The 13,514-nt window shown below is 33.3% G+C and carries 11 protein-coding genes; 9 read left to right on the plus strand and 2 right to left on the minus strand.

All coding sequences use genetic code 11. The annotated features are described in order from the left end of the window. Positions 1–4: 4 nt before the first annotated feature. Together urtB and urtA are read right to left on the minus strand one after the other, a co-directional pair. Positions 5–910, minus strand: a complete 906-nt coding sequence (urtB, locus tag CFPG_RS01355) for an urea ABC transporter permease subunit UrtB (RefSeq protein ID WP_012573256.1) — start codon at positions 908–910, stop codon at positions 5–7. 93 nt (positions 911–1,003) lie between these two features. After that, positions 1,004–2,284, minus strand: coding sequence for an urea ABC transporter substrate-binding protein (gene urtA / locus CFPG_RS01360; RefSeq protein ID WP_012573257.1), 1,281 nt, complete (start codon positions 2,282–2,284; stop codon positions 1,004–1,006). 1,595 nt (positions 2,285–3,879) lie between these two features. Here urtA and trpS point away from each other — a divergent pair. From trpS to CFPG_RS01410, 9 genes are all read left to right on the plus strand, one after another. After that, a complete protein-coding gene (gene trpS / locus CFPG_RS01370; protein ID WP_012573258.1) occupies positions 3,880–4,872 on the plus strand; it encodes a tryptophan--tRNA ligase in 993 nt (330 codons plus the stop codon). An 82-nt stretch (positions 4,873–4,954) separates the two neighbouring features. After that, positions 4,955–6,364, plus strand: coding sequence for a glucuronate isomerase (gene uxaC / locus CFPG_RS01375; RefSeq protein ID WP_012573259.1), 1,410 nt, complete (start codon positions 4,955–4,957; stop codon positions 6,362–6,364). A 61-nt stretch (positions 6,365–6,425) separates the two neighbouring features. Continuing rightward, on the plus strand, positions 6,426–7,085 hold the full coding sequence (locus CFPG_RS01380) for a DUF47 domain-containing protein (protein WP_012573260.1): 660 nt from the start codon (positions 6,426–6,428) through the stop codon (positions 7,083–7,085). Between the two features lie 70 nt (positions 7,086–7,155). Then, entirely contained in the window at positions 7,156–8,160 is a 1,005-nt protein-coding gene (locus CFPG_RS01385; RefSeq protein WP_012573261.1) for an inorganic phosphate transporter, read from the plus strand. 26 nt (positions 8,161–8,186) lie between these two features. Continuing rightward, a complete protein-coding gene (locus CFPG_RS01390; RefSeq protein WP_012573262.1) occupies positions 8,187–8,732 on the plus strand; it encodes a 4Fe-4S dicluster domain-containing protein in 546 nt (181 codons plus the stop codon). Then, entirely contained in the window at positions 8,729–9,577 is an 849-nt protein-coding gene (locus CFPG_RS01395) for a CoB--CoM heterodisulfide reductase iron-sulfur subunit B family protein (protein ID WP_265348035.1), read from the plus strand. The genes CFPG_RS01390 and CFPG_RS01395 overlap by 4 nt, the downstream gene beginning before the upstream one ends. A gap of 433 nt (positions 9,578–10,010) precedes the next feature. Next, positions 10,011–12,014 carry a CoB--CoM heterodisulfide reductase iron-sulfur subunit A family protein gene (locus CFPG_RS01400; RefSeq protein ID WP_012573264.1) on the plus strand — a complete coding sequence of 668 codons (2,004 nt, stop codon included), beginning with the start codon at positions 10,011–10,013 and terminating at the stop codon, positions 12,012–12,014. Between the two features lie 248 nt (positions 12,015–12,262). Further along, entirely contained in the window at positions 12,263–12,718 is a 456-nt protein-coding gene (locus CFPG_RS01405) for a hydrogenase iron-sulfur subunit (protein WP_041572501.1), read from the plus strand. Then, positions 12,711–13,514 carry a 4Fe-4S dicluster domain-containing protein gene (locus tag CFPG_RS01410; protein WP_012573266.1) on the plus strand — a complete coding sequence of 268 codons (804 nt, stop codon included), beginning with the start codon at positions 12,711–12,713 and terminating at the stop codon, positions 13,512–13,514. Before CFPG_RS01405 ends, CFPG_RS01410 begins: the two co-directional genes overlap by 8 nt.

The following is a 13,514-nucleotide window of genomic DNA, read 5'->3' on the forward strand; positions in this document are numbered from 1 at the left end:
ATTGTTAATCATCATCTATTCTACTTTTGTCAGAAAAAAATCCTTCAGGTTTATATTGCAAATATATGATAATCAATACCAATATAAATACTTTTCCATAAACTGCTTCAAATCCAATTTCAAATACTTTAGAAAAAATACCAATGCCAAGTCCTGATACTATACAACCTAACAATTTACCTACTCCTCCAGTTACCACTACCAAAAATGAATCTACAATATAAGTTTGTCCCATATTGGGAACAATATTACCTATTAGGGTAACGGCACATCCCGCAATACCGGCCAAACCTGAACCCAACATAAAAGTAATCATATCTATCCTTTGTGTAGATATACCCACACAAGCACTAATGTTACGATTTTGTGTAACTGAACGAATTTGAATGCCTAATCTTGTCTTTTGAAAAAGAATATACATAAGAATAAACACAACAATACTTACTAGTATAATAAATAGGCGATTATAGGGGAGTATAAGTCCCTTAATAATTTCAAAGCCTCCAGATAAAATTGCAGGAGTTTTTATAGAGATCAGGTCTCCGAAAATATTTCTTGCTATCTGTATAAGTATTAAACTTATTCCCCACGTAGCAAGCAAACTTTCTAGGGGACGACTATATAGGTACCGTATAATTAGCCTTTCAATGACTAAACCAGCAAGAGCTGATGATAAAAAAGATATAGGCAATGAAACAAAAAAAGCAATGCCCTCCCATTCAGGAGGTAGAAAAGCAATAAATAACTGCTGGATACAATAAGTAGTATAAGACCCTATCATAACAAACTCTCCATGACTCATATTGATGATACCTGCCAATCCATATATAACAGACAACCCTAACGCTTCCAATATAAGAACACTACCTAAGCTCAACCCACTAAATACATCCTGTATGATATTAATCATCCTGTGATATTTTATGATATTTTAGAAAAAAGCGAATCTACACCCTCATTTACAATGTTAGACCTCATTATGACACCAATTATTACACAAGGACTACTTAGCAAATTCACAAAAAGGCTCGGGACTTATTAATTCCTCTGTTTCCCAAATAACCTTAAATTGTCCATCAGGTAGTATTTTCGCTATTAAAACTTTTTTCGCTAAATGATGATTACACTTGTGCATTCTAACCAAACCTGCAGGAGATAATATCTCCAGATTAGAGAGAGCGTTTTTAACAGCTTCTACATCAAAAGAACCCGCTTTTTCTACCGCTTTTTTCCATAACTCCAAACTTGTATATGACCAACAAATAGGATCATCTGTCACCCGATTTCTTCCCCCAGACAGATTATGTCGAAAACAATAGTTTTTGAAATTCTGTACAAATTTAATATTCTCCTCACTATTGATGGATTGATAATAATTCCACGCTGCTAAATGTCCGGTAAGAAATTCACTATCCATTGCTCGTAACTCGTCTTCAGCAACAGAAAATGCCATAATAGGACAAACAGATGCACTTAGTCCCTGATTAGCAAACTCTTTGTAAAAAGGAACATTGCTGTCTCCATTAATCGTACTTAATACAACAGTTTTACCAGCTAAACTAAATCGCTTAATTTTTGAAACAATAGTTTGATAATCTTGGTGGTGAAAAGGAGTGTATTCCTCAATAATATTTTCAACAGGAACTCCCTTCGCCAACAGGAAGTTCTTAAGAATTCTATTAGCTGTACGCGGAAATATATAATCTGTTCCCAACAAATAGAATTTTCTGTAACCTCCTCCTGCTTCACTCATTAAATACTCGGCAGCAGGGATAAGTTGCTGATTCGGAGTTCCCCCTGTGTAAATAACATTAGGTGAACATTCTTGACCTTCATACTGTACAGGATAAAAAAGCAATCCATTGTACTCCTCAAAAATTGGCAATACTGATTTGCGGGATACAGAGGTCCAACAGCCAAAAACAGCCACTACTTTATCCTTACTTAACAGTTCCCTTGACTTTTCGGCAAACAAATCCCAATCAGAAGCAGGATCCACAATTTTTGGAACAATAGTTTTTCCTAAAACACCACCCGAAGCATTGATCTCATCAATTCCCATCATGAGCACATCACGTAAAGAAACCTCAGAAATAGCCATAGTACCACTAAGAGAATGTAATATCCCTATTTTCACAGTTTTTTTATCCACATCATTTTTTTTCTTTGACAAACACCCTGTTCCCCCTATAACGATAAACACACAAATTATTTTCAATAACAATTGCTTCATCTTTTTGACACTATTTTGGACAATAACTCCTTTTCTCCATGAATTTCTCATATTGAACTATCACTTTTGAAATCAAAATTCATAAAATCCTACATACTTAATTTTTTTTTTACTCTTCTGAATTCAATTTCTCTATATGATTATTATTTATATGATTATTATTTTAAATATTTCTGTAAATTCAAAATTCGCAATTATAGATCCCACCACTATTTATGGTTTCGGGACTAAAGGTATAATACATTTTGTACATCACAAATTTTTGATAGGTGGATTTCCTTATCAGATTCATCACTGAATTTTGGATGTATATAAGGTTAAAAAAAAATGAAATCTTATGATTAAAATAAAATCGATTACATTATCTTAATTCGATCTCTGAATAATTCAAACTTATATTATTATAATTTAGAGTGTTACAGAAAGTTTCTCTTTCAATATAAACCAAAATAGATTATGAAGAGATTACATTGACAACCTATTAAGTCAATAATTTTTCAAAATTTCAAAAAAATATTAATTGACCTAATATTTAGTTAAATATCTTATGAAAAGGGGTTCATTCACGAACATTTTGTATAAAATACTTCACCACGCAAATATTTACCCACTTGACTAAGAAGGAATAGGAGATAGTGCAAAGTTACTATCTGAAATAGTAAATGATGTAGATAACTGCCAGTTGTAAGAGTTTTTCGTTGGGGAATTTTTACATGGGAGTAGTATCAAGAAATACGAACATTATTAGAGAAGGGAAACAACATTACTCCTACATGTTATCAAGAGCATGTAAGAGTTTTTCAAGCAGTTGCATCCTGCACATTAATCCACGGGTAGAAAAGGTTAGAGAAAATTACGAATGCATATCGCCAATTGGATGTTCTCGCTGTATAGTTTTCTGTATAGCTTCCTATACAGCGAGAACATCCAAGATTCACCGCAATGATTTTATTCGATTTGAATAAGGACGAGAAAGTTTTCGAGGAAGTTTAAATAAATAAAACTAATGTATCAAACGAAAATACCATTCCCTATTCCTAATTCTTATAAATGTATAAGAAAAGGATATTTGAGATGGTATTCTATTGAAAATAAAGATTGCTGCCTTTATAAACCATATGTCAAAGGCGACAAAATTGTGGTTGAAGAAATTCAAAACAATAGTATCTTTATAAGATATATGGGTAAAAGTTACATTTTGTCATCAGTACATAAACAAAGATTCTGTGAGATGTTCAAACCTTATAAAGGTTGTCCTTAATACCTATGGAAATGAATATACAAACGATAAGACAATAAACTAAATGCCATGAGAACCATGTTCGACTCAAAGTTTTACAAAAAATCAAGGATTTCTCTGTAAATCAATTCAAGGAGAAAAGTTATTGCTAATAGTTGACACTATTTTTTTTACTAAAATGTTGGTCTGGGGTCGTCTTTGGGGACTATTCCGTCCTGAGTTAGAAACGTATAGTTATTATATTTTTAGCCACATGCTGAAAAAAAAGTAGTCCCCCGAACTTAAGAAAAGACTTTTTAGAAATAGTTAAAAAAGCTCAAAAATCATTTCTCTAAAATTATATATGCACGCATCTGATTAGGATAAATCAAAATCGACAACAAAAAAAGATCTAGATTGATAAATTATGTCAATAGTAGTAAGTGGTGTTCGTCCAACGGGCAATTTGCATTTGGGGAATTATTATGGTGCAATAACCAATTTTCTTAAAATGCAAGAAAGAAATGAATGTTATTTTTTTATTGCTGATCTGCATTCATTGACTACTCATCCCGATCCTAAAATGTTACACACAAATGTAAGAAATATTCTCTCTGAATATCTTGCTTGTGGAATAGATCCTGAAAAAGCAGCTATTTATATGCAAAGTGATATTCCCGAAATCGTACAATTATACCTTCTGCTTAATATGCTTGCTCCTATTGCAGAATTGAAGAAAACTGTATCATTTAAAGATAAGATTAGGAAGAATCCTGAAAATATTAATGCTGGCTTATTCACTTACCCTGTTTTAATGGCGGCCGATATCTTAATCTTTAACGCAAATTACGTTCCAGTAGGAAAAGACCAAGAGCAACATTTGGAGCTTACTCGTAATTATGCTAGTCGTTTCAATCATAGATACAATGTAAACTATTTTAATCAACCTACAGCATATATTTTTGACAAAGAACTAATCGAAATCCCAGGATTGAATGGAAGTGGAAAAATGGGAAAATCTGAAAGTAATTGTATCTATTTAGTTGATAACCCCCAAATAATTGAAAAGAAAGTAAGAAGTGCTTTAACTGATAACGGTCCAGTAGGAGAAAACACACCTAAGCCTGATTATATAGAAAATCTTTTTACTCTTTTAAGAGCAGTCTCAACACCTGAGGTGGTCTCTTACTACGAAAATCTTTGGATAGTAGGAGCTACCAAATGGTATAGTAACTTAAAAAAACAATTAGCAGAAGATATTATCAAATTAACTATTCCCATCCGTCAACGTGTTAATGATATTCGTAATGATGATACTTATCTACGTAAAGTAACTCAAGAAGGAGCAGAAAAAGCCAAAGAAACTGCTAGAAAAACACTAAAAGAAGTAAAGCAATTGATGGGGTTCAAATCTTTTTAAGATCGACTTTTAGTTTTTACTAAAGATCTCTGTACTTTTGAAAAAGAAAAATAATCCTTTAACATTAAAGAGACAAAATGCCATGAAAACATTTATGGATGACAATTTCATTCTCCAAACAGAAATAGCTCGCCAACTTTATCACGAAAATGCTAAATCTCTTCCCATAATAGATTACCATTGTCATCTTTCACCTGAAATGATAGCTGATGACCGACAATTTGACAATTTAGGTCAAATTTGGCTAGAAGGAGACCATTATAAATGGCGAGCTATGCGTACAAATGGAATAGATGAGCGTTACATTACAGGAGAAAGTACTTCTGACTTTGAAAAGTTTGAAAAATGGGCTGAAACAGTCCCTTATACTATGCGAAATCCACTTTATCATTGGACACACTTGGAGTTAAAAACAGTATTTGGAATTAATAAGCTCTTGAACCCTAAAAGTGCTTTAGAGATCTATGAACATTGTACAGATCTACTTCGAACTCCAGCGTTTAGCACTCGCAATTTGATGGAACGCTACAACGTAGAAGTAATTTGTACTACTGACGACCCAATAGATTCGTTAGAGCATCATATCAAGTTAAAAAATGAAGGATTTAAAATTAAGGTTTTGCCTACATGGCGACCGGATAAAACTATGGAAGTAGAAAATCCATCTGACTACCGCAAGTATGTAGAAAAATTATCTACTGTTTCAGGGATTGCAATCAATTGTTTCGAGCATTTGTTAGAAGCATTAAAAGTGCGTCATGATTTTTTCGATTCCGTAGGATGCAAATTATCTGATCATGGATTAGAAATGTTCTACGCTGAGGATTATACTTTATCTAGTATCAACACAATTTTCAACAAAGTATATGACAAAGGTAATAAATTGAATAATGACGAGATAGTAAGATTCAAATCTTGTATGCTCATAGAACTAGCAAAAATGGACTGGGAAAAAAATTGGGCACAGCAGTTTCATTATGGGGCACTTCGTAACAATAATACCAAGATGTTTATGCAGATAGGGGCTGATAGTGGCTATGATTCCATAGGAGATTGGAATACAGCGAGATCCATGTCTAAATTTTTAAACTGTTTAGATAAACAAAACAAGCTAACACGGACGATCTTATATAATCTCAATCCTAATGACAATGAAATGATTGCAACAATGGTTGGCAATTTTCAAGATGGCTCAATAGCTGGGAAAATACAGTTTGGAGCAGGATGGTGGTTCTTAGACCAAAAGATGGGAATGGAAGCACAAATGAATTCTTTGTCTGTACTTGGGCTTTTGAGTCACTTTGTAGGAATGTTGACGGATTCACGCAGTTTTCTCTCTTATACTCGCCACGAATACTTCCGACGAATACTTTGCAACTTGGTAGGAAATGATGTGGAACAAGGACTATTACCTGTCTCTGAATTGTCATTTCTCGGTCAATTGGTTGAAAATATCTCTTATTACAATGCAAAAAAATATTTCGGATTTTAGATTTCAGAATCAGTGTTTTGTAAAATCATTCTAATCAAAATTATTATACATAGACATATAGATGAAAATCAACAATATTTTTAGTGTTTTTACTCCAAAAAATACAAAATTTTTCTTCTTGTTAAACGAAACAGCTATAATTTTGGATCAAGCAGGAGACCTTTTAATTAAATTATTTTCTCCTATGGACAAAGATAAAATCGGAGAAAGAAATAAAATTTGCAAATTAATCAAAGGAGAAGAATTGAAGGGTGACCGAGTGACTCACCAAATTTTCAAGACTTTAAATGAAACTTTTATCGTACCTTTCGATAGAGAAGATATCAGTACTCTCGCTGATGAAATGGACAATGCAATTGATACAATAAATCGTTCAGCACATAAAGTATTGATGTACGTTCCAGAACAATTGCCAAATTCCACTTTGCTTTTGGCAAAAATTATAAAAAAAGAAACATCCGAAATTAAAGCTGCCATAGGTAAATTGTCTAGTCTAAAAACAGATGGACAATTAATTCGCAAAAGTTACAAAGCAATTAAAGCAATGGAAAAAGAAGCAGACATGGTATATGAAAAAGGAATTGTAGATCTATTCCACAGTAAAATACGGACATTTGAAATAATGAAACTAAAAGAAATCATTCAGGAACTAGAAAAATCTACTAACAAAATCAATGATGTAGGCAAGGTTATAAAAAATATTTTTATTAAGTATACTTGAATGAATCTCCTTTTTTAACATACATAAAGGAATTATGAAAATCATGATTTGTAAATATTCTCTTTCCTAAATGACTTTATTTGTTATTATCATAATTTTGTCGCTTGTTTTTGACTTCGTCAATGGTTTTCATGATGCTGCGAATTCAATCGCCACGATTGTATCCACACGTGTCTTAACTCCATTTCAAGCTGTGCTATGGGCTGCTTCATTCAATTTTATTGCATTCTTTGTTGCTAAATACATAATAGGAGGATTTGGTATTGCTCAAACTGTAGCCAAATCGGTATTAGAAGAATTTGTTACACTACCCATTATTTTATCCGGTTTAATTGCTGCAATTATTTGGAATTTACTTACATGGATATTGGGGATCCCATCATCGTCATCTCATACATTGATTGGAGGTTTTACGGGGGCATCTATTTGTGGAGCAGGATTTCAATCTATACATGCCGGTGTAATTATTAAAATTATATCTTTCATTGTATTAGCTCCTTTGATAGGAATGATAATATCCTTTGTTATTACGGTTGGAGTATTATGGATCTCCCAAAAAACAAATACAAAAAAAACAAAAAATATATTTAAAAAATTACAATTACTTTCTTCAGGATTATTTAGCTTAGGACATGGATTAAACGACTCTCAAAAAATAATTGGAATTATTGCTACAGCTATGATTGCCATTAAACAAATAAACTCTGTTCAATCCGTACCTGATTGGGTACCTTTAGCTTGTTTTATTTCTATCGGACTCGGAACTATGATGGGAGGCTGGCGTATTGTAAAAACAATGGGGACAAAAATTACTAAAGTAACAGCATTAGAAGGAGTATGTGCCGAGACAGCTGGTGCTTTAACTTTGTTTATTACCGAAATACTAAAAATTCCTGTAAGTACCACTCATACAATAACAGGAGCAATTATGGGTGTAGGTACAGTAAAAAGGTTATCAGCTGTACGGTGGAATGTTACAATAAATTTACTTTGGGCATGGATACTTACTATACCAACAAGTGCTTTGCTGGCCAGTATAGTTTATTTATTAATTCAACTCTTTGGAATAGTATAAAATAATATTTAGTATTTAGCTATATAATGAACTATAAAAAAATATTAAGTACTGATATCCTCCGCTACACAGGAATAAGTATTGTCCGATGCTATCAGTGTGGCAAATGTTCGGCTGGTTGTCCTATGTCCGAAAATATGGATTTCACCCCTAACGTGATAATGCGCATGCTTCAAACAGAAGAAAAAGACACAGATGAACAAATTCTCGGGTCCCAATCGATATGGTTATGTACCTCATGTGAAATGTGTGTTTCTCGTTGCCCGATGGAAATCAATATTCCAAAAATAATGGATTATTTACGACAGCATTCTCTAAAAAAAGGGTTGCAAAATAAAAAAGCAAAACGAAATATTATCCCTTTCCACTGTTCGTTTTTGGATTCTATCAAACATACGGGACGTCTTAATGAAATAGGTTTGATTATGAGATATAAAATAAAGACACTCAACCTCTTACAAGATTTAGATATCGCTTTTCGTATGTTAATAAAGGGAAAGTTACCTCTGTTACCTGAAATGGTAAAGAAAAAGAAACAATTATCAACCATTTTCAAAGAAACTAAAAAATGATGCAGATAGGATTTTATCCAGGCTGTTCTCTGAAAGGAACTTCCTCCGAATATGCTCAATCTACACTTGCTTTGGCAAAAATATTTAATTTTCAATTAGTAGAAATTGAAGAATGGAATTGTTGTGGAGCAACTGCCGCCCATAATCTCAACTATAAACTTGCTGCGGCTTTACCTGCAAGAATATTAGCTTTAGCAGAAAAACAAGGATTGACAGAAATTTTAGTTCCCTGTGCAGCTTGTTGTAATCGTTTGATTACTACACAATACGAACTCAAAACTAATAAAACCTTAAGAGGTCAACTATCTCAAATGCTCCAAATGCCTATCAACAGTAATATTAAAATACTAAACATAATACAATTTATTGAAAAGTATATCGCTGAGAAAATAGAAGAAAAAATTGTCAACTCTTTTCAATATCCTGTAGTCTGTTACTATGGATGCTTACTGATCCGTCCACATGGTATTTTAAAATTCGACCGTTTGGAAGATCCCCAATCAATGGATAATCTGATGAGAAGAATAGGGGCAGCTTCTCTTAATTGGGGATACAAGACGGAATGCTGTGGAGCAGGATTCTCTGTTTCCCGTACTGATATCGTTGCCAAACTATGTGGAAAAATCATAAAAGATGCAATAGATAGAAAGGCTCAAGCAATTATCACTGCCTGCCCAATGTGTCAATCCAATTTAGATATACGTCGTTCGCATATTGATGCTTTTTTACACACAAAAACAAATATTCCAGTAATCTATATTACGCAAGCAATTGGATTAGCAATCGGAATAAAGAAAAAAGATTTGGGGTTAAGTAAATTTTTTGTAGAACCAACGTTTGTTTAATCTATTTTATGACAATGCAAAAAATCATACATTGTGCAATTCTAATTTTAGATCACCTGTTCGGTTATCCTAATAAATACGGAAATGTCTCAAGTTGAAAATTATTTAAAGAAGTTTTACAACAGTTGAAGTAATCAGTGGAATTCCCATACATTTTTATCATTCGTCCAATTTATAATGGTAAAAAAAGGAGTTCCAGATAGCCAAAAAATCTGTCAAAAACTTTAATAACAAATAAAAGTATGCATACGTTTACCTGCAAACTCAACCCAGTTGAGCAGACTCCTCCAAAATTGATAATTATTATCAGGAACTATTATAAGTAATTAGCTACAAAGCTATTGTAGAAATTTTAAATAAAAACAAAAAGGAATAATTAACAAAAAGGTGAGAATAATATCATCTGTAATTAAATGTTTTAAGATAAAAATCTATGTCAAAAATTGGAGTGTTTGTGTGTCATTGTGGTGAAAACATTGCTTCTACAGTAGACTGTGAGAAAGTGGCAACATTAGCTGCTCAATTACCGAGTGTAGTCTTCAGCATCGACTATAAATATATGTGTTCTGATCCTGGACAAAACAAAATCAAAGAGGCAATCAAAAAACATAATCTTACGGGTATAGTTGTCTCTGCTTGTTCTCCAAGGATGCATGAGTCAACTTTTCGTAAAGCCTGTTTTGAAGCAGGATTAAACCCTTACCTCTGTGAAATAGCAAATATTCGTGAACATTGTTCATGGGTACATGAACAAGAGGAAAACACCACACAAAAATCATTCCATTTAATACGGGGACTAGTAGAAAAAGTAAAAAGTAATCATCCTTTACAGCCCATTAAAATCCCAGTAAACAAAACAGCAATTGTCATTGGCGGTGGGATTGCTGGCATACAAGCATCATTAGATATTGCTAATGGAGGATATCAAGTTGTTTTAGTTGAACGAGAACCCTCTATAGGGGGACACATGGCACAACTTTCAGAAACATTTCCAACATTAGACTGCTCACAATGTATTCTTACTCCCCGTATGGTGGAGGTTGCTCAACATTCAAATATTGCACTTTATACCTATTCCGAAATAGAAAACATCGACGGTTTCATCGGAAACTTTAATGTAAAAATACGCAAAAAAGCCAAAAGTGTAAATGAGAAAATTTGCACGGGATGTGGAATTTGTTGTATTAAATGCCCAAGTAAAAAAAATCCTAGTAAATTCGAACAAGGTTTAAGCTATAGAACAGCTATTTACATCCCTTTTCCACAAGCTGTTCCTAATAAGCCAATTATAGACCGTAACGATTGTAGATTTTTCCAAACAGGGAGATGTAAAGTTTGTCAGAAGTTTTGTCCTACTGGAGCAATTGATTTTGAGCAAAAAGATGAAATAATTGAAATAAAAGCAGGTGCAATCGTAATTGCAACAGGTTTTGAAATAAAAAAGACCGACTTTTTCCCTGAATATGGATATGGAAAATATAAAGATATCATTGATGGGATGCAGTTCGAACGATTAGCTTCTGCATCAGGCCCGACTAAAGGTGAGATTCGTCGTCCATCAGATGGTAAAATTCCAAAGAAAATAGTTTTCGTTACTTGTGCTGGTTCGAGAGATCCTGCAAAAGGAATACCTTATTGCTCTAAAATATGCTGTATGTATACAGCTAAGCATGCAATGTTATATAAACATAAAGTACATGAAGGGATGTCCTATATATTTTATATGGATATTCGTGCGGCAGGGAAAAATTATGATGAATTTACCAGACGAGTTATAGAAAAAGAAGAAGCTAAATATATTCGTGGGCGCGTCTCTAGTATTTACGAAAAAAACGAAAAATTGATCGTCAAAGGTGCAGATACCTTATTAAATGGTAAACCTGTCGAAATAGAAGTGGATATGGTAGTACTGGCTACCGCAGTTATATCATGCAATGATTCTGAAGCTTTGGCTCAAAAACTTCACATTTCCTACGATTCATATAAATTCTTCGCAGAAGCACATCCTAAATTGAAGCCTGTGGAAACCAACACTGCTGGAATTTTTCTTGCAGGGTCCTGTCAGGCACCCAAAGACATTCCTGAATCGGTAGCAGCTGCTTCTGCAGCCGCAGCTAAAGTATTGTGTTTATTTTTCAATAATGAACTGATACGTGAACCGATAGTAGCTAAAATTAATCGAGTACCTCCCCCTTTGTATTCAACTTGTATGGGCTGTGAACTTTGTATAAAAATATGTCCCTATCAAGCAATAGATAAAGAAAGAATAAAAAACCATAATGGGCAAGTCATAAAAACTGTTGTTCACATCAATCCTGGACTTTGTCAAGGATGTGGTACATGCGTAGCATTTTGTAAATCTAAATCTATTGATTTAGAAGGATATTCTAACAAGCAAATTTACGAAGAAGTATTGGCTTTATTGAATGAATATTGACAGCCATCATCTAAAAAGAAGTTCGATATTATAGTCTTATGATAATTGGATTATACAGTACAGATGATACAATAAATGTAAATATTTAGTTGATGAATATTTTTTGTGTAAAGTTTTTTTGAAAAAAATTGTCTTCGACAGAAAAAACTATCAAAACAAAAACGAATAAATCTAAGTGTAATCACAAAGTAATCGAAGAAATCGTATGGCATAATTACATGCGTATACTTTATATAAACAATAAAAATATGAAAAACAGCAATTTTGAACCCGAAATAGTAGCTTTTGTTTGCAATTGGTGTACTTATGCTGGTGCAGATCTTACGGGGACAAGCCGAATTAAATATCCCTCAAATGTAAAAATAATCCGTTTCCCTTGTACAGGGCGAATTGACTTTATGTTTCTATTAAAGGCTTTTTCTAACGGAGCTGACGGAATTATTATTTCTGGATGTCATCCAAATGATTGCCATTACACATCAGGTAATTTGCATGCACGTCGCCGTTGGATAATTTTTCGGACACTTCTTGACTTTATGGGAATTGATATTCATCGAATCACTTTTTCATGGGTTTCTGCTGCTGAAGGTGCTAAATGGGCGGAAATTGTTAATCAAACAACCAATAAAATTAAAGGATTAGGTCCCTATAAACTATACAAAAAAATCGCTAACGAAACTTGGGAAAATACATTTTATGGATAAAATAAATAAAATTGCTACTAAATTACTCGCAACAGGGAAAGTACAAATAATCATTGGCTACACAGAAGGAAGTAAAGGAAGAATTCGCCCTTTTTTTGCCAGAAATGAAGAAGAATGTAGAAAATTAATCTTTGATGAGCGCTGCGTCCAGAATTTAGCTGTTTTTCTTTACAAAAAAGAGGTGTCTCAAAAAGGACAACAGGCTATTGTATCTAATGTTCATACTTTAAGAGGAATTATTCGGTTAGCTGCTGAAAAACAAATCAAAGAAGGTGACCTAATTGCAATTGCAGTTTCCGATAAAGAACAATTTCTTGAAGTTCATACCCTTGAAGCTATAGAAAACTATTTATCTGATCGAACTTTCCAGTTAAATGAATCAGATGAAATCTTATTGGATAAACTAAATGCGATGAATCCATTAGAACGTTGGATTTTCTGGCAAAATGAAATGAAGAATTGCATTCGATGCTATGCCTGTCGTCAAGCATGCCCACTTTGCTATTGTTCTCAATGTGTAGTAGAAATAAATCAACCACAGTGGATTCCAGTATTCGCCAATAAAATTGGTAATACAGAGTGGCACATTATGCGAGCAATGCATCTTGCAGGACGCTGTGTTGAATGTGGACAATGTGGAAGAGTTTGTCCTGAAAATATCCCTATTCATCTTTTGCCAATACGATTAGCAAGAGAAATAAAAGCCCTTTACGGTTCTACTACGGGAATAAGTAAGGACGAAAATTGTGAAATATCTACATATAAATATGAGGATAGAGAAAACTTTTTTGAATGA

It is taken from the genome of Candidatus Azobacteroides pseudotrichonymphae genomovar. CFP2, from assembly GCF_000010645.1.
GTDB lineage: Bacteria > Bacteroidota > Bacteroidia > Bacteroidales > Azobacteroidaceae > Azobacteroides > Azobacteroides pseudotrichonymphae.

Excerpts from the sequence above, each read along its gene's own strand:
- CFPG_RS01400 (WP_012573264.1), top strand. The coding sequence starts at position 10,011 with ATGTCAAAAATTGGAGTGTTTGTGTGTCATTGTGGTGAAAACATTGCT.
- urtA (WP_012573257.1), bottom strand. The coding sequence starts at position 2,284 with ATGAGAAATTCATGGAGAAAAGGAGTTATTGTCCAAAATAGTGTCAAA.
- CFPG_RS01405 (WP_041572501.1), top strand. The coding sequence starts at position 12,263 with ATGAAAAACAGCAATTTTGAACCCGAAATAGTAGCTTTTGTTTGCAAT.
- CFPG_RS01380 (WP_012573260.1), top strand. The coding sequence starts at position 6,426 with ATGAAAATCAACAATATTTTTAGTGTTTTTACTCCAAAAAATACAAAA.
- trpS (WP_012573258.1), top strand. The coding sequence starts at position 3,880 with ATGTCAATAGTAGTAAGTGGTGTTCGTCCAACGGGCAATTTGCATTTG.
- uxaC (WP_012573259.1), top strand. The coding sequence starts at position 4,955 with ATGAAAACATTTATGGATGACAATTTCATTCTCCAAACAGAAATAGCT.
- CFPG_RS01385 (WP_012573261.1), top strand. The coding sequence starts at position 7,156 with ATGACTTTATTTGTTATTATCATAATTTTGTCGCTTGTTTTTGACTTC.
- CFPG_RS01395 (WP_265348035.1), top strand. The coding sequence starts at position 8,729 with ATGATGCAGATAGGATTTTATCCAGGCTGTTCTCTGAAAGGAACTTCC.
- urtB (WP_012573256.1), bottom strand. The coding sequence starts at position 910 with ATGATTAATATCATACAGGATGTATTTAGTGGGTTGAGCTTAGGTAGT.
- CFPG_RS01410 (WP_012573266.1), top strand. The coding sequence starts at position 12,711 with ATGGATAAAATAAATAAAATTGCTACTAAATTACTCGCAACAGGGAAA.
- CFPG_RS01390 (WP_012573262.1), top strand. The coding sequence starts at position 8,187 with ATGAACTATAAAAAAATATTAAGTACTGATATCCTCCGCTACACAGGA.